The following is a 26,167-nucleotide window of genomic DNA, read 5'->3' as shown; positions in this document are numbered from 1 at the left end:
GGCGGCGGTGCACTGAGGTAGCCGACCGAGGGAGAGGGTGGGGCGGGGGGGCGGGGGGCGGGGGGCGGGGGGCGGGGAGGAGCTAAAGGGAGGCGCCCGGCCGGCTTGCGGCGCCCGGCCGAACCCGCCGCGAGCGGCGCTGGTGGGCCGATGCCGGCCCGTGGTTCGGTCGCGCCTGCCGAACCCGCCCCGAGCGGCCCTGGCGGGCGGATGCCTGCCCGCCAGTTCCGTCGCGCCCGCCGAACCCCCACCGGCCACGCAACTGCGGCCCGCCCGACCGCACCCCGCTCAACCCGCGCCGATCGAGTCCGGCAGCCGGCCACGCAACCGCCTGCCAAGAGCCCCCGCGGCCCGATCCCTTCCCCACCCCCGATCGGCCGTCCGGCGCAACCCGCCAATCCCCGCAAACCCGGCTTCCGGCTACTGGCCCCCCGCCAACACAACCCGCTAGCATCGGCTCAGCCAGGAACGGGGGATCCTCGGCGCACTCTGCCGCGACATTTCCCGTTCGCGACGAACTTCCGTCCACAGGGGGATCCATGCCGCCCGTCAAGGGTGCCTTCGCCATGCCCAAAAGAGCCGCGATCATGCTCGCCACGGCTGTCACTCTCGCCACCGCCTCTCCCGCCGCCGCCGTCACCGGGGGCAGCCCGGCCGCCGAGGGGGCCTACTCCTTCGCCACCCGGATCGAGGTCGGCGGCATCCACGGGTGCAGCGGTGCCCTCGTCGCGCCGCAGTGGGTTGTCACCGCCGCCAGTTGCTTCCCCGAAAACGGCGGCCAAGCCGGCGCCCCCAAGCTCGCCACCAAGGCTTCCGTCGGCCTGCGCGCCGAACGAACCGTCGTCGATCTGCTGTTCCGGGCCGATCGCAACGTCGCCCTCGCCAAGCTGGCCACGCCCGTCACCGACATCACGCCCGTCGCCGTCGGCACCGCCGCCCCCGCCCAGAACGAGGCCCTGCGCATCGCCGGCTACGGCCGGACCGCCACCGAGTGGGTGCCCGGCCGGCTTCACACCGCGCCTGTCTCCGTGCAGAGCGTCACCGCGACCACCCTCGCCGTCCTGGGCGACCCGGCCGCCGCCACCACCTGCCAGGGCGATGCCGGCGGCCCCCTGCTGCGGGAGCGCGACGGCGTCGTCGAGCTCGCCGGTCTCCACCACTCCTCCTGGCAGGCCGGCTGCCTCGGCTCGACCGAGACCCGGCAGGGCACCGTCGAGACCCGCGTCGACGACATCGCCGGCTGGATCGGCCTCCGCCTCCGCGGCGACGCCTACACCGCGCTGCCCACCGCCCAGCGCGTGCTCGACACCCGCACCGAAACCGGCGGCCACCAGAAGCCCGTCGCCGCGGGCGAATCCGTTTCCGTCGCCATCCCGGGCCTGCCGGCCTCCGCGAGCGCCGTCGCCGTCAGCCTGGTCGGCACCGGCGGCACCTCGGGCACCTTCCTCACCGCCTACGGCGACACCCTGCCCACGACGTCCAACGTCAACCTCGCCGCCGGCCGCACCGCCGCCGGCATGGCGATCGTCCCCGTCGGCGCCGACGGCCGGATCAAGGTCCGCAACAACGCCGGCGCCATCGACGTCATCGTCGACTACCTCGGCTACTACAGCGCCTCCGGCGAGTCGACCTACCAGCCGAAGGCCAAGCCGGACCTGCTGCTCGACACCCGCGGCCAGCTCGGCGGACACCCGGGCAAACTGACCGCGGGCGAGATCGTGACCGTGCCGGTCCGCGGGGTCGCGGGTGTCCCGTCCGACGCCGTCGCCGTGGCGATCAACCTCACCGGCACCGAAGCCGACTCCAACACCTTCTTCAGCGTCTTCGCGCAGGGCACGCCCGGCCCGTCGACGCTGAACATCCGGCCGGACGAGGACCGCGCGGTCCAGTCGCTGGTGCGGATCGGCGACGACGGCGCCATCCGCATCTTCCTCCACCACGGCCAGGGCCACGTCCTGCTGTCGGTGGCCGGCTCGTTCGTGCCCGGCGACGCGGGCAGCCGGTACGCGGCGCTGGGCAAGCCCACCCGCCTGCTCGACAGCCGCGACGGCACGCCCGCGCCGCTCGGGCCCGGCACGATCGTCACCGTGCCGGTCACCGGCCTGCCGTCCGAGGCGACCGCCGCGGCGGTCAACCTCACCGGGGTGCAGCCGAGCGTTTCGTCGTTCCTGTCCGCCTGGTCGCACGACCTGCCCTACAGCGGCGTCCCCTCGACCGTGAACGTCATGGCGGGCGAGAACACCTCCAACGCCGCGACGGTCCGGCTCGGCGCGGGCGCGCAGTTCGACGTCCGCAACTCGGCGGGCTCGACGCACCTGGTCGTCGACCTGCAGGGCTACTACACGCGGTAGCGGGTAGAAAGGCGGCATGAGCGCTCGCGTACTGCTGCCGTGGACCGACATCGACGTGCCGGAGGGGCTCGTCGCCGCGTACTACGACGGCGACGGCGCCCCTCCGGCCGATCTCGGCGACGTCGAGTTCTACGTCCTGCCCTACGACCGCGGGCCGGAGCCGCCGAAGCTGATCGAGGAACTGCCGTCGCTGCGGGTGGTGCAGGCGCTGTCGGCGGGCGTCGAGGCGCTCGTGCCGCTGCTCCCCGACGGCGTGCAGCTGGCGAACGGGCGCGGGCTGCACGACCTGAGCGTCGCCGAGCACGCCCTCGCGCTCATCCACGCGGCGCAGCGCGACCTGCCGCGCTGGTTCGCGCAGCAGACGCGCGGCGAGTGGAGCCGCGAGCACACGCGGTCGCTGGCCGACAGCCGTGTCCTGCTCGTCGGCTACGGCTCGATCGGGCAGGCCATCGAACGCCAGCTCGTCGCCGCCGAAGCCGTGGTGACGCGGGTGGCGAGCCGCCCCCGCCCGGACGAGGACGTCCACGGCGTCGCCGAACTGCCCGCGCTGCTGCCCGGGGCCGACATCGTCGTGCTGATCCTGCCGGACACGCCGGCGACCCGCGGCCTCATCGGCGCGGACGAGCTCGCCGCGCTCCCCGACGACGCCCTGGTCGTCAACGTCGGCCGCGGCACGGCGATCGACACCGCAGCACTGCTCGCCGAGACCCGCACCGGACGGTTGCGCGCCGGGCTCGACGTCGTCGACCCGGAGCCGCTGCCCGCGGACCATCCACTGTGGACGGTACCGGGCGTGGTCATCACGCCGCACATCGCGGGCGGGTCGGCGTCGTTCTACCCGCGCGCGAAGAAGCTCGCGGCGGAGCAGCTGCGGAGGTACGCGAAGGGTGAGGAGCTGCTCAACCTCGTAGAGCGGTGACGGCGGCGGCCCACGCGGCGCGGGAGACGGTCAGCTCGCCGTGCCCCCGGGCCTTCGTGTCCCGGATGCCGACCGAACGGTCGAGCTTCACCTCGACGCAGTCCGACTGGCCGCCGCTGTGGCTCGACTTGCGCCAACCGTTCATCCGTGAAGCCTCCCGGACTATCGCGCGACCTCCCGGAGCAGGGCTCGGGTGTCGTCTTCGCCCAACGCTTTCCTGGACAAGATCTTAGCCTGTTTCGCGTAGTCGCCAACCACTTCGGCCTCGTGCAGGAACGCGGTGGCGTGGGAGTTTTCCAGGTGCACGATCGCGGGCAACCCCGGGAACTCGTAGAGGATGAACGAGCCGATCAACCCGGGGTGATAGCCGATGTTCGCGGGCACGATCCGCAGCGAGATGTTCGGCAACGCCATCATTTGCAGCAGATGATCAACCTGGTCCGACATGATGTCGGGACTGCCGATCTCATCGCGGATCGCGATCTCGCCGATGAGCGCGGTCAGCCGGACCGGATCGGGCCGCGTGAGAATCCGCTGCCGGTTCAATCGCACGACGAGCATCGAGTCGGCTTGCTCCAGGCCGATTTCCGAATTGCTCAGGATTGCACGGGCGTAGTCGGGGGTCTGGAGCAATCCCGGCACGATGGCGTGGTACCAGTTCGTGATGCGGGTGGCCGTGCGCTCGTACTCCACGATCCCGTTCAGCGCGGGCGGCAGGTCGGACGGGTTCGAGTCGAGCCAATTGTCGTCGCGGGCGTGCCTGGCCAGGCGCATCATGCGGTCGTACGTCAGGTCGTCGACCCGCAGCGCGCCCAGCAGCCGTGCCACGTCCTCCGGCTGCGGCACCCGCTGTCCCTTTTCCCACGCCGACAACAACTGCGGCAGAATCCGGACCATCCGGGCGAGTTCGCGCAGCCCCTTTCCCCGCGCTACCCGCACTTCGCGCAGCGAAGCGGCCAATGCCCTCGACCCGGGCGAGGTGGAAGTCGGCTTCATGTCGTGATGGTACGAATGCCGTCCATTCCCCGATCGGCGGTGGGGCGTCCCAATTTCAGGACAGCACGTACACGTGCCATTCGTCGTCGACGCGATATCCGCACCGCTCGTAAACACCCAGCGCGCGGTGCGCATTGTCGACGTCGACGTTGAGGGCCGACCGGTCGAATCCCGCGGCCTTCGCCGCCTTCAGCGTGTGCCCCAGCAGCCCGGAAGCGACGCCGCGGCCGCGCAGGGCCGCCCGGGTTCCCACCCAGGTGGCGTAGTGCTCGCGGATGCCCGTCGCCTCGGTTTCGGACGCGTAGTGGTGGCTGAGGACGAACGCCAGCACCTTGTCGCCGTCCAGGACGAGGAACGACAGGTCCGGGCGGAAGTCCTTGGAACCGGTGACCAGGTGGCGCCAGGCGTCCGGCTCGTAGATCGTGCTGCCCCAGTGGTCGGCGAAGGTGTCGTTGCGGGCGTCGAGCGCGGCGAGGTCGTGCGCGAAGTCGAACGGCACCGCCTCGAAGCCGTCCGGCAGCGGGGGCTGCGGCGGCAGGTCGGCGAGGCCGACGCGCATGTTGACCATGGTCCGGCCGTGCGTGTAGCCCGCGCGGGTGAGGACGCCGGCGATCCAGCGTTCGTTCTGGTGGCTGCCGTGGTGCAGTTCGAGGGGCGCGCCCGGGAAGGCCCGCTCGTGGACTTCGCGGCTCGTGCGCGCGAACCACTCGGCCAGGTGAGTGCCGACGGCGTCGGTCCGGTGCTCCGGGTGCACGACCGACTGGAGCCGGATCATGTGCACCGGGTCGGCGGCGTCGCGGCGGCGGGCCAGGCCGTAGCCCACGAGCTCGTCGCCGGCCCAGGCTCCGACGGTGGCGCGGGCCAGGTCGACGTTGGGCGCGGCCAGCTCCTCGCGGAGGTCTTCCGCGCTGAAGTGTTCACCCGTCCGGTCGACTTCCTCGGCCGCCGCGTACAGCCGCGCGAGGGCGGGAGCGTCGTCGAGGGTCAACGGGCGCCAGGTCAGGTCCATGCCGGGAGGCTAGGCCGGACGACGGCGCCCGCGCACCTGCATTACGTCCGCCGCGGCCGCCGTCCGGATCGGCGCCGGCCGGCGCAGTAGGCTCGGGCGGTGCTGGTGCTCCTCCCCCCTTCCGAGACCAAGGCCGACGGCGGCCGCGGCGGCCCGCTGGACCTCGGCGCGCTGTCGTACCCCGAGCTGAACCCGACGCGCGCGAAGCTGGCCGACGCGCTGGCCGAGCTGGCCGCGGACGTCCCGGCGAGCATCGCGGTCCTGGGCATTACCGAGCGGCAGGTCGGCGAGGTGGAGCGCAACGCGCGGCTGTGGACGTCCCCGACGATGCCGGCGCTGCGCCGCTACACCGGCGTGCTGTACGACGCACTGGACGTGAAGAGCTTCACGAGGGCGGGCCTGGAGAAGGCCCACCGGCGGCTGGCGGTGACGTCATCGCTGTTCGGCGTGGTGTCGGCGACCGACCCGATCCCGGCGTACCGCCTCTCGGGCGGCAACTCCCTGCCGGCGCTGGGCACGGTCCGCGGGCTGTGGAAACCGGTGCTCGAGCCGGTGCTGCAGGGGGTGGAGGGCCTGGTGGTGGACCTGCGGTCGGGCACGTACTCGGCCTTCGCCAAGCTCCGCCCGGACGCGGTGACGGTCCGCGTGGTGACGGAGAACGCCCACGGCGAGCGCGTGACGGTGAGCCACTTCAACAAGGCGTACAAGGGCCGCTTGGCGCGCGTACTGGCGGCCACGCGGGCCGAGCCGTCCACTGTGGACCAGCTGGCGAAGGTGATCACCAAGGCGGGCCTGGTGGTCGAGCGCACGGGCGAGCACGCACTGGACCTGGTCACCGAGGGCTGACGGCCCGTTCGAACCACGCCCCGGGTTCGCCTCGGAAGCGACCGCCCTCAAAACCTGTCCGGCGCGAACGGGCGCAGGTCGAAGCCCGGGTCCTCGCCCAGTGCCACCGCCGCCACCAGCTTGCCCGCGAACGGGGCGTTCGTCAGCCCGCCCGCGCCGAAGCCCGTCGCCACCGCCAGGCCCGGGCGGATCAGGCCCAGTACCGGCAGGCCGTCCGGCGTTCCCGGGCGGAAGCCGACGCGGGTCTCCGCCAGGGTTGCGTCCGCGAGGCCCGGGGCCGCCGCCAGTGCGTTGTCCAGGACCTCGCGCTGGCCGGCCGCCGTCACGCGGTAGTCGAAGCCCGCGTCCGGCTCGCGGGTCGCGCCCGCGACCACCCGGCCGCCGCCGAAGGCCAGCAGGTAGTGGCTGGGGCCGTGCAGGACCACCGGCCAGGCCGCCGTTTCCGTGCCCGGCAGGTCGAAGTGGCTGATCTGGCCCCGGTGCGGCGTCACCGGCAGGTCGATCCCCAGCGGGGCCAGCAGTTCGCGGCTCCACGCACCCGCCGCCACCACCACGCTGTCCGCTTCCAGGACGCCGTCCGGGCCCGCCACCGTGCCGTCCGCGCGGAACGCGACCTCGCCGTCGACGAACTTCGCGCCCCGGCGCTCGGCCCCCGCCAGCAATGCGCGGCGGAGCTGGTGGCCGTCCACGCGGCCGGCGCCGGCCAGGTGCACCGCGCTCAGCCCGGGCGCCAGCGCCGGGAACAGCTCGCGCGCCTGCGCCGGGTCGAGGCGCCGGATCTCGCCGATCTCCGGCGCGTCCGCCGCCCGGGACGTCAGCCGCTCCTGCGCCCGGGTCAGCTCGGCGTCGTCGGCCGACGCGATCATCCCGCCGACGACCTCGAACGACGAGCCTTCGAGTTCCGCGGCGAACTCCCGGTAGTACCGCGCGGCGGCCGCCGCCAGCGGGTACACCGCGTCCTCCGAGCGGGACGCCCAGGGACTGACGATGCCGGCGCCGGCCTCGGTCGCCGTTCCCGGCCGCGCCGCGTCCGCCACGATCACTTCCGCGCCACGGCCCGCCAGGTGCCAGGCCGTCGCCGCGCCGCCGATCCCACTGCCGATCACGAGCACTCGCATGGTTCCCACCCTGCCCGATCTTGCCGCGCCGGGGCCAACGGGATAACCGCCACCGGCGCCCGCCCGGCCGTATGCTGCGCGCCATGCCGAGCCGTGCCGAGCGGTATCTCGCCCATCTCGACACCCTGACCGGGTCCGCCGCGCCCCGGCTGCAGCCCATTCCCTCGACGCAGCCCGGGCTCGACGACGTCATCGCGTTCGTCTACGCCGACGAGCCCGAGCCGCGCTACCTGACCGGCGCCACCTACGGCCTTTCCCTGGCCGACCACCCGGACTGGCACGGCGTGCGGCCGGAGCTGTGGATCAGCGTCCGCTCCGACGATCCGGTGTGGGCGCTGGCCATCGGCTACCTGGCCGAGCAGCTGCGCGGGACGTGCCCGTTCGTCTACGGCGACACCATCGACTTCGGCCAGCCGATCGCCCCGGAGTCGGCGATGACGGCGTTCGCCGTGTCGGCGCCGGCCGGCCTCGACGCCCACCAGTACACCCTGATCGACATCGGCGGCCCGCCGATCAGCATCGCGGGGTGCTACCCGGTGCACGACACCGAGCGGAAGTTCATCCGCGAGCACGGCATCGACGCTTTCTGGCAACTGGACTGGGACCTCTACGACGTCCGCCGCGCGCCGGTGGTCTAGGCCATCCGGTCCCGCACGAGGTCCCGGACCGCCGTGACGAACGCTTCGGCGTCCAGGCCGTCGTCCCACGAAGCCTGCAGCAGCAGTCCCTGGTAGATGGCCACGAGCACGCGGATCAAGGCGTCCGGGGCGAGGTCGCCGAAGGCGGCCCGCTGGTCGTCGACGCCTTGGCGGGCGAGGTCGCGGATCCGGGGTTCGCGGACGGTTTCCGCCCACGCCTGCAGGCCGAGGTTGCGCTGCCGGGCCGCGTCCGGGCCGGCGATTTCCCGCAACAGGTCCAGGTAGGCGGCAAGGGGATCGCCGGCGTCGCCCAGGCCCGCGTCGCGGGACGTGTGCCATTCGCCGACGATCGCCAGGATCATGTCCTCCTTGCCGGTGAAGTACCGGTAGATCAGCCCGGCGGACAGACCGGACTCCCGGACGATGTCCTGCATCGACGTGCGGTGGAACCCGCTGCGGGCGAAGCAGTTCGCCGCGGCGTCGAGGATCTGGCGGCGGCGGCTCGCCAGGTGTTCGTCGCTGACCTTGGGCATCTACCGGACCACCGCCCACGCGATCCGGTAGAACGCGGCGGCGGGCTCGTCCCGGTGGTAGCGGACGGCCGCGTCCTTCGCCGACAGGTCACCCTTCAGGTCCAGACCCCGTTCGGCCAGGAAGCCGGGCACGTCGGCGGGCCGGAAGCCGAACGTCCACGGCTCGCCGACCTGCGCGACCTTCCGCTGCCAGGGAACGTCGGCGCCGAGAACGGCCCGGTCGACGTAGGTGAAGATGACCGTGCTGCCCGGCGCGGTGATCGCGGCGAGGTCGCGCAGCGTCGTGTCGACGGCCTGCTCGGTGAGGTAGTTGGTGACGCCCTCCCAGACGACGGCCGTGCGCTTCGGCGGGAAGCCGTCGAGGGCCGCGGCGAGGCTGTCGGCGCCGAGGTCGACGGGCACGTAGTGCACGTGCGGCCGGTCGGCGACGCGCTGCCGCTTGACCCGCTGGGTCAGCGGGTGGTCGACCTCGTAGGTGGGCAACGCGCCGGGGAGCCGGTGGGCGCGGCTGTCGTAGCCGGCCCCGAGCAGCAGGACCTGCTCCGGCGCCGCCTCGGCGAGCAGGTCGTCGATCAGCCGGGTGCGGGCGACCGCCGACAGGCGAGGCCCACCCGGGTAACGACGGTCGATGACCCGCGCTATGCCGGCCCCGAGCGGCCGGACGGCCGCGGCCCGGACGAGCCAGCGGTAGCGCGCCGGCAGGAACCGGATGGCGAGGTCGTCGGCGAACAGCCGGTCGGGGCGCCGGGTCTCCAGGGCGCGGAACAGGGCGACGTGCTCGGCGGTGCGGCTGGCGGAACGCATGCCGCGAGCATAGCGAATGAACATTCATTTTTCGCTCGGTGCCCGGCTCCGGCACGGCGGCGCGGGCCCGCGCCCGGCGGAGTGGGCGGGCGAGCACCGGAGGAACCGGGCCACGCCTTCGCCGGTCAGGACCGGTAGGCGGCCGCCGCGATCCGGGCGAACGAGCGGATCAGCGGGTTGTCGTCGCCGTCCTGCCACGCGACCACGACCGGGTTCGGGGCCATGTCCGGCAACGGCACCACGACCAGCTCGCCCGGCGGCCGGTGCCCGAGCGGCATCACCCCGACGGTCCCGTTCCACAGCACGGCCTGCAGGCACTCCTGGACCGCCCGCACCACCGGGCCTTCGCGTGCTTCGCCGCCGTGCCAGTACGCCTGCCAGACCGGATCGGTGCCGTCGGGGAACCGGAACCAGCGCCGTCCGGCCAGGTCGGCGAGCGCGAGCCGGTCGCGGCCGGCCAACGGGTCGTCGGCACGCAGCACCGCACCCACTGGGTCGGCGCGCAGCTCGTGCACGCTCAGCCCGGTCCCGTCGAACGGCCCGCGGGTCAGCGCGACGTCGACGAGCCCCGCCCGCAGCCCGCAGGTCGGGTCGGTCAGGTCGGCGTCACGGACGCGGACCTCGACGTCCGGGTGCTGCCGCCGGTAGGCGTCGGCGAGCCGGGTCGCGGCCGGGTCGGCCCCGTCGCCGAGGATGCCGACGGTGAGGGTCGGCGCGCCCGCCGCCGTGGCGACGCGCACGCGGGCCTGGTCGGCCTGGTCGAGCAGCGCCCGCGCCTCGGCCAGCAGCGCCGCGCCGGCCGGGGTGAGCGTGACGCCCGCAGCGGACCGCAGCAGCAGGACGGCCCCGACGTCGGTCTCCAGCTGCTTGATCGCCCGGCTCAGCGGCGGCTGGCTCATGTGCAACCGCGCCGCGGCCCGGCCGAAGTGGAGTTCTTCGGCGACCGCGACGAAGTACCGCAGCGTGCGCAGCTCCATGACCGGCGACGATATTCGCCCGGTATCGGCACCACCGAACCGGTCTTGGACGCCCGCACCCGCGCGGCGGTGGAATCGGGGCATGACCGAGCTGACCGATCCCGCCGTCCGCGTCTCCGGCGCCCGCGAGATCGCCCCCGACCTGCTGGTGATCCCGAACGACCGGGTCGACCTGGTGCCCAACATCGGTGTCGTCGGCGGCACCGAAGCCGTCCTCGTCGTCGACACCGGCATCGGCACCGCGAACGCGTCGCAGGTGCTCGCCTTCGCGCGCGAAGTGGCGAAGGGCCGTCGCCTTTATCTGACCACGACGCACTTCCACCCCGAGCACGCGTTCGGCGCGCAGGTGTTCGCCGGCGAGGCGACCTACCTGGTCAACCGCGCCCAGGCGGCGGACCTCGCCACCAAGGGCGCGGGCTACCTGGAGATGTTCCGCGGCCTGGGCGAGGTGATCGCCCGCCGCCTCGACGGCGTGCGCGTGCCCGCCCCCGACGTCGTCTTCGACGACGGGTACGACCTCGACCTCGGCGGCCGGACCGTCCGGCTCCGGCCCACCGGACAGGGCCACACCAAGGGCGACCAGGTCATCGAGGTGCCGGACGCCGGCGTGCTGTTCACCGGCGACCTGGCCGAGACCGGGCAGTTCGCCATCTTCCCGTGGTTCCCGCCGTACGACGTGGACGTCTCGGGCGTCGGCTGGCTCGGCGTCCTGGACGGCTTGATCGCCACCGCGCCCCGGGTGGTCGTGCCGGGCCACGGCGACATCGGCGGCCTGCCGGTCCTCACCGACGTCCGCGACTACCTGCACGAGCTGCGCGAAGAGACCTGGCGGCGCCGTGACTCGGCGATGGGCGTCGAGGAGACCACCGCCGAGGTCCGCTCACTGCTCGTCGAGCGGCATCCGGAATGGGCCGGGCAGGAGTGGATCGAGCCGGGCGTCGCCTGCCTCTGCGCGGAACACGGGTCACGGCGTGACGAGCCAGTCGACCATCGCGCGTGAGATGGCGCCGCCGGCCCGCTCGTCGTAGCCCTCGAAGCACGGCATCGAGTTGGCCTCCAGGAAGAACCACTCACCGGTGGCGCGCTCGATCTTGAAGTCGACACCCAGCAGGGGGACGCCGCAGTGCCCGGTCAGCCGGGCACACCCTTCGGCGATTTCCGGCGGCGGGACGAGCGGGCGGTAGTCGTTGACGCCCCGGACGGTCCGGTAGTCGAGCACCGGCGAGTCGATCAGCTCGCCGAACGCCCGGTCGCCGACGACGTGGATCCGCACGTCCGGCCCGGTGATCCGCTCCTGGAACAGCACCGGCAGGTGGACCAGCCGCGGCAGCCGGGACTCGTGGTGCGGCTCGAACACCGTCGCCCACGTCTTCGTGGCACTGGCGCCCTTGAAGATCGCGCTGGCCGGGCAGCCGCGGACGAAGTCCAGCGCCTCCCGGGGATCGGAGGTCAGGCAGGTTTCCGGGATCCGCCAGCCGGCAACCTCGCCGAGCGCCACGGCGTGCAGCAGCTTGGTGAAGCCCGACGCCTCCCGCAGCGGCGGGTTCATCACCCGGCCGGGCAGGAAGCCGAGGATCCGCGCCAGCGCCTCGGTCTGCCCCGCCGAGGCCGCGGCCAGCTCGGCCGTCGGCGCGGCGGAGGCGACCTCCACGAGCCGGCACCAGACGGCGGAGAAGTCCCCCGCCCGGTACCGCACGCCGTCCAGCGACAGCAGGGTGTCGGCCGGGCTCGCCACCGGGATCCGGATGCTGCCGCGCATCGCCAGCGAGGGCAGGTCGACCGCCCGGAAGGCGGCGCCGGCCCGCCGCAGCGCCCGCAGCCCGGCCGTGAAGGTCGGGTCGGCCGCGACGCCGAGGCACAGGATCACGACGCGAGCCCGGCCAGCAGCGCCGCGTAGACCCGGTCTTCCCGGTCCGGAAAGAGGTCGTGCCCCGGCCAGGACGAGACGTCGGCCAGCCGCGGGACACCGGCGTCCAGCTCCACCCGGAAGTCGGCGAACACCGCGCCCCGGCCGCGGAGCCAGGTGACGATCGGGGCCACCCGATCCGCCGTCTCGGCGTCGAGCCGCCCGCTCGCGTCACCCACTTCGAAGACCTCGGCTCCGGCCACGAGGAACCGGCGCGCGCGGCCCGGGTCGCCGATCTGGACGACGTCGAACCGGCTGCGCGGAACGGCCGGGTCCACCACTGTCCACTCGGGAATCCGGTACACCTCCCGCCCCGGCGCCGAACCGTCGTTGAGGATCACCGTGCGCGGCGGTTCGACCGCGCCGGTTCCGGCGAGTTCGAGCGGATCCAGGCGCGCGAAGAACCCATGCTCCGACGGCCGGTTGACCACCGGCCCGGGCCACAGCGCGACCGCCGACCAGAACGCCGCGTAGGTTTCGGCCGCGGCGAAGGCACGGTCCGGGTCCGGCTCCTCGCTCCAGCCGCCGGTCCCCCGGTTGAGGATCCCGGCCACCTCGGCGCCGTCGACGGTCAGCCGCGCGCGGCACGTCCGCTCGCGGGTGACCCGCACCGAGACGGCGACGCGGCCGAACCCGTGCGCGACAACCGCCGGATGGCCTTGCGCGGTGGCGAAAGCGGCGAACCGGGCCGCCGTCTCGTCCGCGTCCGGGGCGATGACCAGGAGGGTCACCGCTCGCTGGTTTCCCAGGCTTCGAGGGCCGCCGCGACCTGCCAGGCGGTTCGCGCCAGCTCGTCGACCACCGCGGGCCGTGCTTCGGCCGGGATGAACGGGTCACCGGGTGGACCGGATCCGCCGTCACCGTCAGCGGAACCGGCCGACATACCGCTCCGCCGATTCGCTGGTCTCGGTGGTCTCGCTGGTTTCCGTCATCTCGGAGCGCTCGCTGGTCTCGCTCCCTTCGGTACCTTCCTTTCCTTCGGAACGCTCGGTGTTTTCGGAACTCTCGGTCCCTTCGGACCCGATCCGCGACACTTCGGGAATCCCGCTCCCGGAAGCCACGCCGAGGTAGCCCGCGGCGCGCCTTCTGATCTCGAGCGGGAAATCGGTGAATGCCACTGTTTCGCCCATCATGACCCTCCCGCGCCCCACCGCCATCCGGCCGTTTTTCATGGGAGCACCGGCGGATCCGGGTGTCAACGCCGCCCCACGCGATGCACCTGCATGGGGCAGCGCCGATTCCCGGAAACCGTGCCTTTTTCACCGGATATCGACCGCGGGCAATTCCGGCTCACCGATTACGCTCGGACGCCGAGCACCGCCATCGCCGCGTTGTGGCCCGGGATGCCGCTGACACCACCTCCTCTCACGGCACCCGCACCGCACAACAGGATGCGTTCATGGGCGGTCTCGACGCCCCAGCGACCGGCCTGGGCCGGATCTTCCGCGTAGGGCCACGACAGGTCCCGGTGGAAGATGTGCCCCGCCGGCAGGCCCAGCTCGGCTTCCAGGTCCAGCGGGGTTTTCGCTTCCACACAGGGCCTGCCGTCCGGCCCGGTCAGCAGGCACTCCTCGATCGGCTCGGCCAGCACGCTGTTCAGCGAAGCGAGCGTCGCGCGCAACGCCGCTTCCCGGGCCTCTTCGTTGCGTCCCTCGAAAAGGCGGGCCGGCATGTGCAGGCCGAAGAGGGTGAGCGTGTGCGTGCCGGCCGCGCGTTCGGCCGGACCGAGGATCGAAGGATCCGTCAACGAGTGGCAGTAGATCTCGCACGGCGGCAGCGTGGGGATCCTGCCCGCCGCCGCCTCCCGGTACGCCGTCTCCAGCTGTGCGAAGGTCTCGTTGACGTGGAAGGTGCCCCCGAACGCCTCGGCCGGATCGACGTCCGGGTCACGCAGCCTCGGCAGCCGCGTCAGCACCATGTTCACCTTCAGTTGCGCGCCTTCCGGGCGGTCCGCCGGTTCCTCGCCCAGCAGGCGCGCGAGCGTCGCCGGCGCGACGTTCGCCAGGACGTGCCCGCCCCGGACGGCGAACTCGGCATCGGCGCGCCGGTACCGCACCTCGCCGTCCGGGTCGACCGAGAGCACCTCCGCACCGGTCACCAGGCGCGCGCCCGCCGCGGCTGCCACTGCCGCGAGCGAACGGGTGACCGCGCCCATGCCGCCGACCGGGACGTCCCAGTCGCCGGTGCCGTTGCCGATGACGTGGTAGAGCAGGCACCGGTTCTGGCGCAGGTCCTCGCCGCCCGCCGGGGCGAACGTGCCGATCAGCGCGTCGGTGAGCACCACGCCGCGCACCGTGTCGTCGCGGAACCACGACGTGAGCGCTTCGCCGATCGGCCGCTCGAACAGCAAGGACCACGCTTCCGCGTCGCCGACGCGCGCGCGGAAGTCCACTTCGGACAGCAAGGGCTCGGTGAGCGTCCCGAACGCGCGCCCGGCGACGCGCCCGGTGAGCTCGTAGAACCGCTGCCAGGCCGAGAAGTCCGATGTGGACCCGGTGACCGCCCGGAACGACGACGCCGTCCGGACGGCGTCGTCGTTGTCGACAAGGAGACCGGTGCCGCCCGACGGGGTGTAGGACGACATCCGGCGCCGTCGCAGCTCCACGTCAAGGCCGAGGTCGGCCACGATCTTCTTCGGCAGCAGGCTGACCAGGTACGAGTAGCGCGAAAGCCGGACGTCCACGCCCTCGAACGCGCGGAACGAAACGGCGGCGCCACCGGTCTCTTCCCGCTGTTCGAGCACGAGCACCGACCGGCCCGCCCGCGCCAGGTACGCGGCCGCCACCAGGCCGTTGTGCCCACCGCCGACGATCACCACGTCGTAGCTGTCCATCTGCCGCCTTCCTCGGTCGTCCTGCCCTTTTATCGTGAGCACGCCGCCGGGCGGAATTCAAGGAAACTGCCGGAATACTCCTTTCGCGGCGGCCGCCGCGAAATACGGTTGCGCGGCGCCGGAGCGGTCCGGCATCCTGGGCGCACCCGGCAGGGAGCCGGTGAGCGAGAACGGGAGGTGCCTGTCGTGATGACTGTCCGGGCCCTTTCGCGCCCTCATCCACCCGCCCCCCGAGGCTGACCACGCGCCCGGTGGGGCATCCCTGATCGAGGAGAAACCCACCAGTGCGCCAGCACGACTTCGAAGACCTTTTCGACGACCAACCCACCCGACGCCGCGAAGCGCGTTCGCGGCGCCGCGGGCGGTTCGAGGAACCCGAACCCACCCGCAGCGGGCGGCTGACCGAAGCCGAGCGCGTCCGGCTCGCCAAGCTGCGCGACGACGCCTACACCGAAAACCAGCTGCCCGACGGCGCCGACCGCTGGTCCACCTGGGACGACGCCGAACACGGCCCGCTACCCCGGCCCGACTGGGTCGTCACCGAGCTCGCCGCGGTCGACACCGACCTCGGCGTCCTCAAAACCGGTAAGGAGGCCGACGTCCACCTGCTGCGGCGCGGGCTGCCCGGCACGCCGGGCACGCTGCTCGCGGCCAAGCGCTACCGCAGCGACGAGCACAAGCTGTTCCACCGCGACGCGGGCTACCTCGAAGGGCGGCGGATGCGCCGGTCCCGCGAGATGCGGGCGATGGCGCAGCGCAGCGCGTTCGGCCGCAACCTCATCGCCGAACAGTGGGCGGTGGCCGAGTTCGCCGCGCTGAGTCGCCTGTGGACGCTCGGCGCGCCGGTGCCCTACCCGGTGCAGCGCGAGGGGACGGAACTGCTGCTCGAGTTCGTCGGCGAGGACGACGGCACCGCCGCGCCCCGGCTGGCCCAGGTCCGCCCGGACCCCGGCGAGCTGCAGGACCTGTGGTTCCAGGCCACCGCCGCGCTCGAGCTGCTCGCGTCCGAGGGGCTCGCGCACGGCGACCTCTCGGCGTACAACCTGCTGGTGCACCGGGGGCGGCTGATGGTGATCGACCTGCCCCAGGTCGTCGACGTCGTCGCCAACCCGGGCGGCGTCGAGTTCCTGGCGCGGGACGTGCGCAACCTGGCCGGCTGGTTCCACGGCCGCGGCCTCGGCGAGCACGTCACGAACACCGGGGAACTGCTGGCCGAGCTCGTTTCGGCCGCCGGGATCGGCTGATTCCGGGGCGGCGTCGCGGCTGTGGTGCGGAACACGCCTGCGACGCCGCCCACAACCGGTGACCTCGATGCGTAGCCCCGGCCCCACCTCGGGTACAGTGAACACAGACCGCAACCGGCGGCGTGGATGAGTTGGTGTCCGTCGCCTCCAAAGCCACCGAATGGCTCGCGGTAATCCGTAACCCAAGCGGCGCGCGGTGTCGGCAAGCGATGACACGGTGTGCCGGGTCCGTCCCTGTGAACGCCCATCGCACACCATCTTGCCCTGCCTGCGCGCGGGCAGCCCGGGCCTCCCTTGCGACGAACCACGTCCGAGAGGCATTTGTGACAGTCACGTTCAACTCCGGCCACTCCTCGACGTCCGCCCGCGCGGGCCGTCCCGACCACAAGCCGCGCCAGCGGCCTGCGGGCGGCGACATGCTGCGCGACGACGCCGTCGAGACCGTGGCCACCAAGACGTTCGCCCAGCTGGGCCTGCCGGAGCCGCTGCTCCGCGCGCTGGCCGACGCGGGCATCAACCAGCCCTTCCCGATCCAGTCCGCGACCATCCCGGACGCGCTGGCCGGCCGGGACGTGCTCGGCCGCGCCCAGACCGGCTCGGGCAAGACCCTCGCCTTCGGCCTGGCCATGCTGGCCCGGCTCGACGGCGGCAAGGCCCGCCCGAAGCGCCCCCGCGCGCTGATCCTGGTCCCGACCCGCGAGCTGGCCATGCAGGTCGCCGACTCGCTCACCCCGCTGGCCAAGGCGCTCGGCCTGTGGTGCCGCACGGCCGTCGGCGGCATGGCCTTCGCCCGCCAGGCGGACGCGCTGTCCCGCGGCGTCGACTTGCTGATCGCCACCCCCGGCCGGCTGTCGGACCACGTCCGGCAGGGCACCGCGCACCTGGGCGACTGCAACTTCATCGCCCTCGACGAGGCCGACCAGATGGCGGACATGGGCTTCATGCCGCAGGTCCGCGAGATCCTCGACCTCACCCCGCCGGGCGGGCAGCGGCTGCTGTTCTCCGCGACGCTGGACGGTGACGTCAACCGCCTGGTCAAGCAGTACCTGACCGACCCGGTGACGCACTCGGTCGCGCCGTCGACCGCCAGCGTGACGACCATGGACCACCACGTGCTCCAGGTCTCGCACCAGGACAAGCAGGACGTCATCACGCAGATCGGCGCCCGCGACGGCCGCACGATCATGTTCGTGCGCACCAAGCACCACGTCGACCGGCTCACCGAGCGGCTGCGCGAGCAGGGCGTGCACGCGGCGGCGCTGCACGGCGGCAAGACCCAGGGGCAGCGCAACCGCGTCCTCGCCGACTTCAAGGACGGCCTCACCCCGGTGCTGGTCGCCACGGACGTCGCCGCGCGCGGCATCCACGTCGACGACATCTCGCTGGTGCTGCACGTCGACCCGGCGGCCGACCACAAGGACTACCTCCACCGCGCCGGCCGCACGGCCCGCGCCGGGGCGTCCGGTGTGGTCGTCACGCTGGCGACGCACGACCAGCGCCGGATGGTCCGCCGGCTGACCGACCGCGCCGGCGTGCGCGCGGAGTCGACCACGGTCCGCCCGGGCGACGCCGAGCTGTCCCGCATCACCGGCGCCCAGGAGCCCAGCGGCGAGCCGGTCGTCGAGCAGCGGCGCGAGAACCCGCGCCGTGGCGGCGGTGGCTTCCGCGGTGACCGTGGCTTCGGCGGCAGCCGGGGCGGCGAGCGCGGTGGGTCCCACCGCGGCAGCTACGGCGACCGTGACCGCGGTGGCGAGCGTGGCGGCGAGCGCGGTGGTTACCGCGGCGGCGACCGCGAAGGCCGTCCCGGTGGCTTCGGCGGCCGCGGCCGTCAGCCCCGCTCGGGCAACGGCGGTGGCTACGGCCGCCCGAGCCGTGGCCCGCGTCGCGGCTACGACAGCTGAGTTCCTCCTTCGGAAGCCCCGGACCACGCGGTCCGGGGCTTCCGGCGTTTCCACGCCCCGCTTGGCGGAGCCGCCGGGCCCGGATGGGAGACTGCGGGACGTGACTACGCCGCCGACGCTCCCGCCCGAAGAGGTTTTCGACTGGCTCGACGCCGAGGCGGAGAAGCGGGCGAACGCGGGGCTCGTGCGGCAGCTGCGGCCGCGTCCCGCGCAGGCCGACGAGCTCGACCTGGCCGGCAACGACTACCTCGGGCTGGCCCGCGACAAGCGGGTCGCCGGCGCTGCCGCGGCCGCCGCGCTGCGCTGGGGCGCCGGGTCGACCGGGTCGCGGCTGGTCACCGGATCGACCGAGCTGCACACCGAGCTGGAGCTGGAGCTCGCCCGGTTCTGCGGCGCGCAGGCGGCGCTCGTGTTTTCGTCCGGCTTCGCCGCGAACCTCGGTGCGGTGACGGCGCTGTCGGGGGCCGAGTCGGCGATCGTCACCGACAAGTACATCCACGCGTCGCTGATCGAGGGCTGCCGGCTGTCGCGGGCCGACGTCGCCGCGGTCGCGCACTCGACGCCGTCGGCGATCAAGCACGCGCTGGCGACCCGGCGCAAGCCGCGGGCGCTGGTGGTGACCGACTCGGTGTTCTCGGTCGACGGCGACCTAGCTCCCCTGGAGGAGCTGGCCGGGATCTGCCGTTCGCACAGCGCGGCGCTGCTGGTGGACGACGCGCACGGCTTCGGCGTCCTGGGCGAAGGCGGCCGGGGCGCGGTCCACGCGGCCGGGCTGTCGGGCGCGCCCGACGTCGTCACGACGTTGACGCTGTCGAAGTCCCTCGGTGCCCAGGGTGGCGCGGTGGTGGGGCCGCGGCGGGTGATCAAGCACCTGGTGGACACCGCACGCAGCTTCATCTTCGACACCGCGCTGGCGCCCGCGAGTGCCGCGGCCGCGTTGGCCGCGTTGCACGCGTTGAAGGACGAGCCGGGGCTCGCGGAGAAGGTGGTCGAGAACGCGGGCAACCTGGCGATGTCGCTGAAGGCGGCGGGGCTGAAGGCGAGCGTGCCGGACGCCGCCGTGATCTCGGTTCAGGCGCCGTCCGCGGAGACAGCGGTGGCGTGGGCCGCGGCGTGCGTGGAGCAGGGCATCCGGGTGGGGTGCTTCCGGCCGCCGTCGGTGCCGGACGGGATCTCGCGGCTCCGGCTGACCGCGCGGGCCGACCTCACCGAGGCCGATGTGGACCGCGCGGTGAAGGTGATCACCGCGACGGCACCACGGGGCGCCCTCGCCTGAGCCGCACCGCAACGGACGACACGCGTACCTGGACGGACGACACGCGTACGCGGAGGATCGGATTGCGTACGCGGAGGCTCGGATTGCGTACCTGGACGGTCGGATCGTGTGATCAGGCGCGGGTCTCGCGTGATTGCAGGCGGAACTCGCGTGATGGGGCGCGTATCTCGCGTGATTGGCGGGGCATCACGCGTGATTGGCGGGGCATCAGGGGCGGCGGCGCATTTTGATGTGGGGGATTCCGTCGTCGTCGAGGTACTCGGCGCCTTCGGCTACGAAGCCGTAGCGGGCGTAGAAGCCTTGGACGTACGTTTGGGCGTCGAGGACGTACTCGCCGGGGATGGTCAGGGCCGCCTCCATCAGGCGGGCCGCCAGGCCCTGGCCGCGGGCGGGCGCGGCCGTCGCCACGCGGCCGATGCGGCGGATGCCGCCCGGGTCGGCCAGGACCCGGAGGTAGGCCAGGACCGAGCCGGCGTCGGAAAACCACAGGTGGCGGGTGTCCGGGAGCAGGTCACGGCCGTCGAGCTCCGGGTACGCGGCTTTCTGCTCCACGACGAACACGTCGACGCGCAGGCGGAGGATGTCGTGCAGCTGGAGCGCGGTCAGCTCGGGACCGGTCGCGTCGTGCAGGGTCGGCATACCCCTGCCTATCACGCTCAGCCGAGGAGGCGCGGCCGGGCCTGGGCTTCGACGTCGTTCGCGTACGTGGACACGCGCGTGTACACGCCCGGCCGGTTCGCCTTCGCGCAGCCGTCGCCGAAGGAGACGATGCCGATCAGCGTGTCACCGACCACGAGCGGACCGCCCGAATCGCCCTGGCAGGCGTCGACGCCGCCCTCGGGGTAGCCCGCGCACACCATGCTCTTCTGGTCGTAGACGCTGTAGTCGGCGTGGCACTCGCTGTCCGAGGTGACCGGCACCTGGGCACTGCGCAAGTAGTCGGACCGGGAGCCGCCGTCGGCGACGCGGCCCCAGCCGAGCACGGTCGCCTGGGTGCCCTTCGCGTACAGCCCCGCGTCACCGCTGTCGGGCAGCTTCGCGGGCCGGTAGTCGAGCTGGCCGCGGACGGTCAGCACGGCGATGTCCGCGCCCTTCGTCGGGTCCGTGTAGCCCTGGGCGACCCAGACCTTCGAGACGCCGAGGACCTGGCCGTCCGTGGTGCGCTTGTCCTCGCGGCCGGCCACGACGCGGATGTCCTGCTTCGCCACCGCTTTCGCGCAGTGCGCCGCCGTCGCGACCGACGTGGAGCTCACGATCACCGCGCCGCAGAACTGGTTTCCGCCCGCGTCGGTCAGGTACACCGCGTACGGGTGGTCCGACAGCGAAGCCTTCTCGCCGCCCACGATCCGGGGCTGGTTGGCCGAGGACTGGTCCGCCGACGCCGTGCCGACCACGACCGGGACGGCGACCGCGGCGACCGCGAGGAGCGCGCCGCTCACGAACAGCAGGGATCGGCGGGACTTCACGGACATGGGTCTTCCCCTTTTCGAGACAGCACGGAACGAGGCGTTCGGCACCCGGACGACTCCGGTGCGTGAACGACGTGCGCTCAATACCCTAGGCCGAGGGGGCCCAAAACGGTGTCACTGGAACGGGTGGTCTCCGTCCGTCGATCGGTTCTGCCAAGCTGGCCGGATGTGGCGGACGGCGGTGGCGTGGGTGGCTCTGGCCCTCACCTTGAGCGCGTGCTCGCCGGAACCACCGCCGGCGTCCCCGCCTGGACCTGCGCCACCTTCGCCGGTGACCAACGCGCCGAGCACGACGGCCGCACCGGCGAAGACGCCGAGCGCTCCGGCGGTCACCTGGCAGGTGGGCGCCCGGCCGCTCCCCCGCCGCCCGGACGGCTTCGGCGAGGTCGAACCGACGCCACCCGAACTGGTGAACCGGGCACTTCCGACAAAAGACCTCTTACCACCACCCGTCGGCACCGCCTACGCGTCGACGATCAGCGCCGTTCCGGCCGACGTCCTCGCGCGCAGCACCTGGCAGCCCGCCTGCCCGGTCAAGGCGACCGACCTCCGCTACCTGACGATGTCGTTCTGGGGCTTCGACGGCCGCGCGCACACCGGCGAGATGCTGGTGAACACGAGCGCCGCGACGGCCATCACGCAGGTCTTCGGGCAGCTGTTCGCCGCGCGCTTCCCGCTCGAAGAGATGCGCGTGACGGCCCCCGCCGAGCTCACCGCGCCCCCGACCGGCGACGGCAACTCGACCAGCGCGTTCGTCTGCCGCCCGGCGCGCGGGCAGACGACCTGGTCGGCGCACGCCTACGGCCTCGCCGTCGACGTCAACCCGTTCTGCAACCCCTACACCCAGGGCGGCCTGGTGCTGCCCGAGCTGGCCTCGGCGTACGTCGACCGCGCGCGCAAGCGGCCCGGGATGGTGCTGGCCGGCGACGCGACCGTGCGCGCGTTCGCGGCGATCGGGTGGAGCTGGGGCGGGAACTGGCGCAGCCCGACCGACCGGATGCACTTCACCGCTACCGGCCACTGACCACGTAATACGACGTTAAGCACAACGGGGAACACCCGCTCCGGCGGCGCGGTTGGCTAGGGTGGAACGACCGGAACCGGACCCCGCGGAGGATGCAGTGCCCCACTACGACCTGGTGATCGTCGGGACGGGATCGGGGAACTCCATCCTCGGCCCCGGGTTCGCCGGCCAGAAGACGGCGATCGTCGAGAAGGGCACCTTCGGCGGCACGTGCCTCAACGTGGGCTGCATCCCGACGAAGATGTTCGTGTACGCCGCCGATGTCGCGTACACGCCTTCGCACAGCGCGAAGTACGGCGTCGACGAAGAGCTGAAGGGCGTGCGCTGGCGCGACATCCGCGACCGCATCTTCGGCCGGATCGACCCGATCGCCGAAGGGGGCGCGGAGTACCGCCGCAGCCACGAGGACAACGCGAACGTCGACGTCTACGAAGGCACGGGCCGCTTCACCGGCCACAAGGAGCTGCGCGTCAGCTTCGCCGACGGGCGCCCCGACGAGGTGCTGACCGCGGACAAGTTCGTGCTCGCCGCGGGCGGCCGCCCGGTCATCCCGGAGATCCCCGGCCTGGACGACGTCGGCTACCACACCTCCGACACCGTGATGCGGCTCGACGAGCTGCCCGAGCGGATCGTCATCCTCGGCGGCGGGTACATCGCGGCCGAGTTCGCGCACGTCTTCGCCTCCTTCGGGGTGCAGGTCACGCTGGTCAACCGGTCCGGGCGGCTGCTGCGCTCGGAGGACGAGGACGTCAGCGCCCGCTTCACCGAACTGGCCGCCGAGCGGTTCGACGTCCGCCTCGACCGCAAGACCGTGCGGGCCCGCAAGACGGACACCGGCATCGCGCTGGACCTCGAAGGACCGCAGGGCGCCGAAACCGTCGAGGGCGACGTGCTGCTGATCGCCACCGGCCGGAAGCCGAACTCCGACCTGCTCGACGTCGCCGCCACCGGCGTAACCACAATGGACAGTGGACACGTCGTGGTCGACGACCACCAGCAGACCGCGGTCGAGGGCATCTACGCCCTCGGCGACCTGTCCTCACCGCACGAGCTCAAGCACGTCGCGAACCACGAAGCCCGCGTGGTGCAGCACAACCTGCTGCACCCGGACGAGCGGATCACCGCCGACCACCGGTTCGTGCCGCACGCGGTGTTCACGCACCCGCAGGTCGCGTCGGTCGGGCTCACCGAGCAGAAGGCGCGCGAGCTCGGTGTGTCCTATGTGGTCTCGAAGCAGGACTACGCCGGGATCGCCTACGGCTGGGCGATGGAGGACACCACGGGCTTCGCGAAGCTCCTGGCCGACCCGGCGACCGGGCAGCTGCTCGGCGCGCACATCATCGGGCCGCAGGCGTCCTCGGTGATCCAGCCGCTGATCCAGGCGATGAGCTTCGGCCTCGACGCGCGGAGCATGGCGCGCGGGCAGTACTGGATCCACCCGGCGATGCCGGAGCTGGTCGAGAACGCGCTGCTCAACCTGCCCCTCGACTGAGGCACCGCGGGCCGGGACGCACCCGGCCCGCGGCCGCTCACAGGGTGATCGACCAGGTGTCCAGGGTGCCGGTGTCGCCGGGCCCGTAGTCCGTGACGCGCAGCTGCCAGCGGCCGCCGGCCGGCGAGGACGCCGGAACGGTGAACGTCCGGGTGCCGTTCCAGGCCGTGCACGTGCTGCCGCCGCTGTATTTGACGGGGTATCCGCGGCCGTTCGGGTCCAGCAGCGTGACGCCGAGGTCTTCGGCGCACGTGTGCCGGATCGTCACCGCGACCGTCAGCGGGGTCGCCGCCTGCCCGGTCAGGGCGGAGGTGACCGGACTGAACACCTGCTGGTAGTCGCGGATCGGGTAGTCCGTGTCGTTGGTCAACGTCCGGCCACCGCCGCCGGCCTGGGTGCGCGCGGACACCGCCGGGCTGGCCGGCGAGGTGTGGCCGGCGGCGTCGCGGGCCTTGATCGTGAAGGTGTACGCGGTGTCCGGCGAGAGCCCGGTGACCGTGGCGCCGGTCCCGGCGACGCTCGTGGCGAGCGTGGCGCCGTTGTACACGTCGTACGCGGTGGCGTCGCCGGTCGAAGCGTCCCAGGCGAGTGACACGCTGGTGGCCGTGGTGCCGGTGACCCGCGGGTTGGCGGGCGCGCCCGGCGGGGTCGGGTCGCCGCCGCCGGTTACCAGGGTGAGCTGCCACTTGCCCAGCGCTTCGATGACCGGCTGGAAGAGCGACAGGTCGCCGTCGGAGGGGTTCTGGACGCACTGCGACGGGCCGCCGTCGTGCAGGCCGGTGGCCTTGTCGCCGAGCAGCCAGCCGCCGCCGGAGTCGCCGCCGAGGGAGCACGCCGTCGTCCAGGTCAGGTCGTCGATGACCAGGCCGCCGCCGTAGTCGGCGGACTTGTGCGTGTACTTCACCTCGCCGCACTGCCAGTGCGAGGTGTTGCCGGAGTGGCAGACCCGGTCGCCGACCATCGCCTCGGCCGCGCCGGAGAGCGTGATCGCCGGCTGGCCCCAGGTGTTCACCGACGCCGACAGGGCCCACCCGGCCTCCGTCACCGCGACGACGCCCATGTCGCCTTCGCGGGCGTTGACGCTGTGCGTGCCGCCGACGTTGGACGTGCCGATCCGGTTCTGCTGCCCCGAAGCACCGTAAGCGGCCTGGTCGCGGTCGTTCGTGCAGTGGCCCGCGGTCAGGAAGTGCTTCGCGCCCGCGGAGTCCGTCACCGGGAAGCCGACCGAACAGTTGCTCTCGCTGCCCGGCCACCACGGGTTGCCGGTCTGGATGGTGCCCGACTGCTGCCGCGGCGACGTCGTCGTCTCCGTGATCCGGACCCCCAGCTCCCGCACGCGCGAGAGGAAGCTTTCGGTCGCGGCGGTCTTCTTCGTCCGGTCGACGTCGACGCCGACGTCGTTGGCGCGGACGTCGACGCCCCAGCCGTAGACGCCGGGGACACCGGCCCCGACCAACCCGCGGACGGCCGCGGCGGTGCGGTCGAGCTCGGCCCTGCTCCGGGCCACGACCTGGGCCGCCGCCCCCGCGGCACGAGCCTCGTCGGCCGCTTCGGACGTCGTGACCGCCAGGGTCAGCAGACCGGTCGCGGCGTCGAACCACTCTCCCGCGGCCTGCGCCCGGACCGACGCGGGCAGCGTCGCGGCCAGCCGGTGGGCCCGGTCCTGGGCGGCGAGCTGGTCCCGGGCCTGGCCGTCGGTCAGCCCGAACGCGGCGGCGACCCCCGCCACCTCGGCGTCCGGGTGGCCCGGCGCCGCTTCGGCGGGCGCGACGCCCGGTCCCAGCGCGGCCAGCGCGGCCACGCCCACGGCGGAAACGAATCTGCGCATCGGTTTCTCCTCGGATCGGCGAGTGGAGTGCGCAGAAGGTAAGCCGCCGGACGGCCCGCGGTGCAGATCCGCAAGTCCTTAACAGTTAACTGGCCAGTCCCATTGGAAACCGTAGCGGCCGGGACCGAAGTTCAGCGCGACCCCGTGCACGGCACCGGATTCCGGGACGACGTCGGCGCTTTCGCCGGGCTCGGCGAACCGGTGGCACACCGCCGGAACCGCCTCCGGGGAGAACCGGATTTCGAGCACGTATTCGCGGACCGGGAGCCGGAACTTCCGTTCGTAGTTCGTCGCGACCGGGTGCGGCGCGCGATTCACCAGCGTGTGTTCGGTGATGACCGTTTCGCCGCGCAGCAGCGGCCGGCCGAAGAGCAGCTCCACGACGAGGAGGCCGTCTTCGGGCTTGAGCACGCTGCGGCCCGGGTGGCAGCCCCGCAGGGACCGCAGCTCCGGCAGCGGCCGGTCGTGCTCGTCGAGGTGCAGGATCACCACCCAGCGGTCCGGGCCGTCGGCCTCGGCCCGCAGCACCTGCCGCGACCGGATCTCCAGTTCCTCACGGCCCGGGCCGACCACGACGACGTCGTGCTGGCTGAGCCGGGTCAGCCGCTCGTCCCACCGGGTGTCCACATCGGACACCGCGGCGTCGATGCGCGGCCCGTCCGGCCAGAACCGGCCGATCTCCGCGGGTGCGGACCGGCGCGCCCGCGGCGGCCCGAGCAGCGCGACCAGTGAGCCCGCCGGCACCTCGAGGACGGCTTCGAGCTGCCGCAGCCCGCGGACGGAGTCCCGCCGTTCGGGGCGGCTGCGGCCGGACTGCCAGTAGCTCAGCGTCGCCGTGGTGACCGAGACGCCGCGGGTGCGCAGGTGCTCGCGGAGCCGGTCGAGGCTCAGCCCGCGGGCGCGGATGGCCGCGCGCAGGGCCGCGTCGAACGGGCCCTCGCGCAGCAACGTCCCGAGGTCCGGCACCGGCACGGCCACCCGGTGAGCTTAAGCCGCCGCGCCC

26 protein-coding genes are annotated in these 26,167 nt (G+C 73.0%); 10 read left to right on the top strand and 16 right to left on the bottom strand.

Going from position 1 to position 26,167, the window contains the following annotated elements; genetic code table 11:
• The first annotated feature begins 566 nt into the window (after nucleotides 1-566).
• Complete coding sequence (locus ABZX11_RS04575) at nucleotides 567-2,351, top strand: S1 family peptidase (protein ID WP_354909825.1); 1,785 nt, start codon at nucleotides 567-569, stop codon at nucleotides 2,349-2,351.
• Nucleotides 2,352-2,367: 16 nt separating this feature from the next.
• On the top strand, nucleotides 2,368-3,270 hold the full coding sequence (locus ABZX11_RS04570) for a 2-hydroxyacid dehydrogenase (RefSeq protein WP_354909822.1): 903 nt from the start codon (nucleotides 2,368-2,370) through the stop codon (nucleotides 3,268-3,270).
• Here ABZX11_RS04570 and ABZX11_RS04565 read toward each other — a convergent pair.
• The 3 genes from ABZX11_RS04565 to ABZX11_RS04555 are packed head-to-tail and all read right to left on the bottom strand — an operon-like array spanning nucleotide 3,251 to nucleotide 5,275.
• Nucleotides 3,251-3,415: a DUF397 domain-containing protein gene (locus tag ABZX11_RS04565; RefSeq protein ID WP_354909820.1), complete on the bottom strand. Its 165-nt coding sequence runs from the start codon at nucleotides 3,413-3,415 to the stop codon at nucleotides 3,251-3,253. The genes ABZX11_RS04570 and ABZX11_RS04565 overlap by 20 nt on opposite strands.
• A gap of 17 nt (nucleotides 3,416-3,432) precedes the next feature.
• Nucleotides 3,433-4,266, bottom strand: coding sequence for a helix-turn-helix transcriptional regulator (locus ABZX11_RS04560; protein WP_354909817.1), 834 nt, complete (start codon nucleotides 4,264-4,266; stop codon nucleotides 3,433-3,435).
• 55 nt (nucleotides 4,267-4,321) lie between these two features.
• Nucleotides 4,322-5,275 carry a GNAT family N-acetyltransferase gene (locus ABZX11_RS04555; protein ID WP_354909814.1) on the bottom strand — a complete coding sequence of 318 codons (954 nt, stop codon included), beginning with the start codon at nucleotides 5,273-5,275 and terminating at the stop codon, nucleotides 4,322-4,324.
• A gap of 99 nt (nucleotides 5,276-5,374) precedes the next feature.
• Here ABZX11_RS04555 and yaaA point away from each other — a divergent pair, with 99 nt between their 5' ends.
• Nucleotides 5,375-6,121, top strand: coding sequence for a peroxide stress protein YaaA (yaaA, locus tag ABZX11_RS04550; protein ID WP_176172055.1), 747 nt, complete (start codon nucleotides 5,375-5,377; stop codon nucleotides 6,119-6,121).
• A gap of 47 nt (nucleotides 6,122-6,168) precedes the next feature.
• Here yaaA and ABZX11_RS04545 read toward each other — a convergent pair whose 3' ends face one another.
• Complete coding sequence (locus ABZX11_RS04545; RefSeq protein ID WP_354909811.1) at nucleotides 6,169-7,239, bottom strand: FAD-dependent oxidoreductase; 1,071 nt, start codon at nucleotides 7,237-7,239, stop codon at nucleotides 6,169-6,171.
• An 83-nt stretch (nucleotides 7,240-7,322) separates the two neighbouring features.
• On the opposite strand from ABZX11_RS04545, the gene ABZX11_RS04540 reads away from it, so the two are divergent.
• Nucleotides 7,323-7,877, top strand: coding sequence for a suppressor of fused domain protein (locus ABZX11_RS04540; protein WP_254896904.1), 555 nt, complete (start codon nucleotides 7,323-7,325; stop codon nucleotides 7,875-7,877).
• On the opposite strand, the gene ABZX11_RS04535 is transcribed toward ABZX11_RS04540, so the two are convergent.
• The 3 genes from ABZX11_RS04535 to ABZX11_RS04525 all read right to left on the bottom strand — a co-directional run bounded on the left by ABZX11_RS04535 (nucleotide 7,874) and on the right by ABZX11_RS04525 (nucleotide 10,191).
• On the bottom strand, nucleotides 7,874-8,410 hold the full coding sequence (locus tag ABZX11_RS04535; RefSeq protein WP_176172058.1) for a TetR/AcrR family transcriptional regulator: 537 nt from the start codon (nucleotides 8,408-8,410) through the stop codon (nucleotides 7,874-7,876). The genes ABZX11_RS04540 and ABZX11_RS04535 overlap by 4 nt on opposite strands.
• Nucleotides 8,411-9,214 carry an SAM-dependent methyltransferase gene (locus ABZX11_RS04530; RefSeq protein WP_176172059.1) on the bottom strand — a complete coding sequence of 268 codons (804 nt, stop codon included), beginning with the start codon at nucleotides 9,212-9,214 and terminating at the stop codon, nucleotides 8,411-8,413.
• A gap of 125 nt (nucleotides 9,215-9,339) precedes the next feature.
• Nucleotides 9,340-10,191, bottom strand: coding sequence for a LysR substrate-binding domain-containing protein (locus tag ABZX11_RS04525; protein WP_176172060.1), 852 nt, complete (start codon nucleotides 10,189-10,191; stop codon nucleotides 9,340-9,342).
• 82 nt (nucleotides 10,192-10,273) lie between these two features.
• Here ABZX11_RS04525 and ABZX11_RS04520 point away from each other — a divergent pair, with 82 nt between their 5' ends.
• On the top strand, nucleotides 10,274-11,191 hold the full coding sequence (locus tag ABZX11_RS04520; RefSeq protein ID WP_354909807.1) for an MBL fold metallo-hydrolase: 918 nt from the start codon (nucleotides 10,274-10,276) through the stop codon (nucleotides 11,189-11,191).
• Here ABZX11_RS04520 and ABZX11_RS04515 read toward each other — a convergent pair.
• The 5 genes from ABZX11_RS04515 to ABZX11_RS04495 all read right to left on the bottom strand — a co-directional run bounded on the left by ABZX11_RS04515 (nucleotide 11,156) and on the right by ABZX11_RS04495 (nucleotide 14,930).
• On the bottom strand, nucleotides 11,156-12,058 hold the full coding sequence (locus ABZX11_RS04515; RefSeq protein ID WP_354909805.1) for a hypothetical protein: 903 nt from the start codon (nucleotides 12,056-12,058) through the stop codon (nucleotides 11,156-11,158). The two genes, ABZX11_RS04520 and ABZX11_RS04515, sit on opposite strands and share 36 nt — an antisense overlap.
• The gene (locus ABZX11_RS04510; protein WP_354909802.1) at nucleotides 12,055-12,828 is read right to left on the bottom strand and encodes a hypothetical protein; all 774 of its coding nucleotides are present in this window, start codon (nucleotides 12,826-12,828) and stop codon (nucleotides 12,055-12,057) included. Before ABZX11_RS04510 ends, ABZX11_RS04515 begins: the two co-directional genes overlap by 4 nt.
• Nucleotides 12,825-12,980 carry a hypothetical protein gene (locus ABZX11_RS04505; protein ID WP_354909799.1) on the bottom strand — a complete coding sequence of 52 codons (156 nt, stop codon included), beginning with the start codon at nucleotides 12,978-12,980 and terminating at the stop codon, nucleotides 12,825-12,827. The genes ABZX11_RS04510 and ABZX11_RS04505 overlap by 4 nt, the downstream gene beginning before the upstream one ends.
• Nucleotides 12,961-13,269 carry a hypothetical protein gene (locus ABZX11_RS04500; RefSeq protein ID WP_254896905.1) on the bottom strand — a complete coding sequence of 103 codons (309 nt, stop codon included), beginning with the start codon at nucleotides 13,267-13,269 and terminating at the stop codon, nucleotides 12,961-12,963. Before ABZX11_RS04500 ends, ABZX11_RS04505 begins: the two co-directional genes overlap by 20 nt.
• A gap of 125 nt (nucleotides 13,270-13,394) precedes the next feature.
• The gene (locus ABZX11_RS04495; protein ID WP_176172065.1) at nucleotides 13,395-14,930 is read right to left on the bottom strand and encodes an NAD(P)/FAD-dependent oxidoreductase; all 1,536 of its coding nucleotides are present in this window, start codon (nucleotides 14,928-14,930) and stop codon (nucleotides 13,395-13,397) included.
• 284 nt (nucleotides 14,931-15,214) lie between these two features.
• Between ABZX11_RS04495 and ABZX11_RS04490 the strand changes: the two genes are divergently transcribed.
• The 3 genes from ABZX11_RS04490 to ABZX11_RS04480 all read left to right on the top strand — a co-directional run bounded on the left by ABZX11_RS04490 (nucleotide 15,215) and on the right by ABZX11_RS04480 (nucleotide 19,351).
• Nucleotides 15,215-16,174 carry an RIO1 family regulatory kinase/ATPase gene (locus tag ABZX11_RS04490; protein ID WP_354909796.1) on the top strand — a complete coding sequence of 320 codons (960 nt, stop codon included), beginning with the start codon at nucleotides 15,215-15,217 and terminating at the stop codon, nucleotides 16,172-16,174.
• Nucleotides 16,175-16,497: 323 nt separating this feature from the next.
• Nucleotides 16,498-18,075, top strand: a complete 1,578-nt coding sequence (locus ABZX11_RS04485) for a DEAD/DEAH box helicase (RefSeq protein ID WP_176172067.1) — start codon at nucleotides 16,498-16,500, stop codon at nucleotides 18,073-18,075.
• 100 nt (nucleotides 18,076-18,175) lie between these two features.
• Nucleotides 18,176-19,351 (top strand): 8-amino-7-oxononanoate synthase, encoded by a 1,176-nt coding sequence (locus tag ABZX11_RS04480; RefSeq protein WP_176172068.1) that lies wholly within the window; start codon nucleotides 18,176-18,178, stop codon nucleotides 19,349-19,351.
• A gap of 207 nt (nucleotides 19,352-19,558) precedes the next feature.
• Here ABZX11_RS04480 and ABZX11_RS04475 read toward each other — a convergent pair whose 3' ends face one another.
• Nucleotides 19,559-19,990: a GNAT family N-acetyltransferase gene (locus ABZX11_RS04475; RefSeq protein WP_354909793.1), complete on the bottom strand. Its 432-nt coding sequence runs from the start codon at nucleotides 19,988-19,990 to the stop codon at nucleotides 19,559-19,561.
• A 17-nt stretch (nucleotides 19,991-20,007) separates the two neighbouring features.
• Nucleotides 20,008-20,823: a serine protease gene (locus tag ABZX11_RS04470; protein ID WP_176172070.1), complete on the bottom strand. Its 816-nt coding sequence runs from the start codon at nucleotides 20,821-20,823 to the stop codon at nucleotides 20,008-20,010.
• Nucleotides 20,824-21,091: 268 nt separating this feature from the next.
• On the opposite strand from ABZX11_RS04470, the gene ABZX11_RS04465 reads away from it, so the two are divergent.
• Entirely contained in the window at nucleotides 21,092-21,844 is a 753-nt protein-coding gene (locus ABZX11_RS04465) for a M15 family metallopeptidase (protein ID WP_354909790.1), read from the top strand.
• Nucleotides 21,845-21,941: 97 nt separating this feature from the next.
• Nucleotides 21,942-23,336: a mycothione reductase gene (locus ABZX11_RS04460; protein ID WP_176172071.1), complete on the top strand. Its 1,395-nt coding sequence runs from the start codon at nucleotides 21,942-21,944 to the stop codon at nucleotides 23,334-23,336.
• A 37-nt stretch (nucleotides 23,337-23,373) separates the two neighbouring features.
• On the opposite strand, the gene ABZX11_RS04455 is transcribed toward ABZX11_RS04460, so the two are convergent.
• Both ABZX11_RS04455 and ABZX11_RS04450 read right to left on the bottom strand, forming a co-directional pair.
• On the bottom strand, nucleotides 23,374-25,164 hold the full coding sequence (locus ABZX11_RS04455) for a proprotein convertase P-domain-containing protein (RefSeq protein ID WP_354909788.1): 1,791 nt from the start codon (nucleotides 25,162-25,164) through the stop codon (nucleotides 23,374-23,376).
• 78 nt (nucleotides 25,165-25,242) lie between these two features.
• Nucleotides 25,243-26,142, bottom strand: a complete 900-nt coding sequence (locus ABZX11_RS04450; protein WP_176172073.1) for an XRE family transcriptional regulator — start codon at nucleotides 26,140-26,142, stop codon at nucleotides 25,243-25,245.
• Nucleotides 26,143-26,167 lie beyond the last annotated feature (25 nt).

The sequence above is a fragment of the Amycolatopsis sp. NPDC004169 genome (assembly GCF_040610315.1).
Taxonomy (GTDB): Bacteria; Actinomycetota; Actinomycetes; order Mycobacteriales; family Pseudonocardiaceae; genus Amycolatopsis.
Note: the sequence above shows the minus strand (reverse complement) of the source record. Positions and strands in the feature narration are given on the sequence as shown.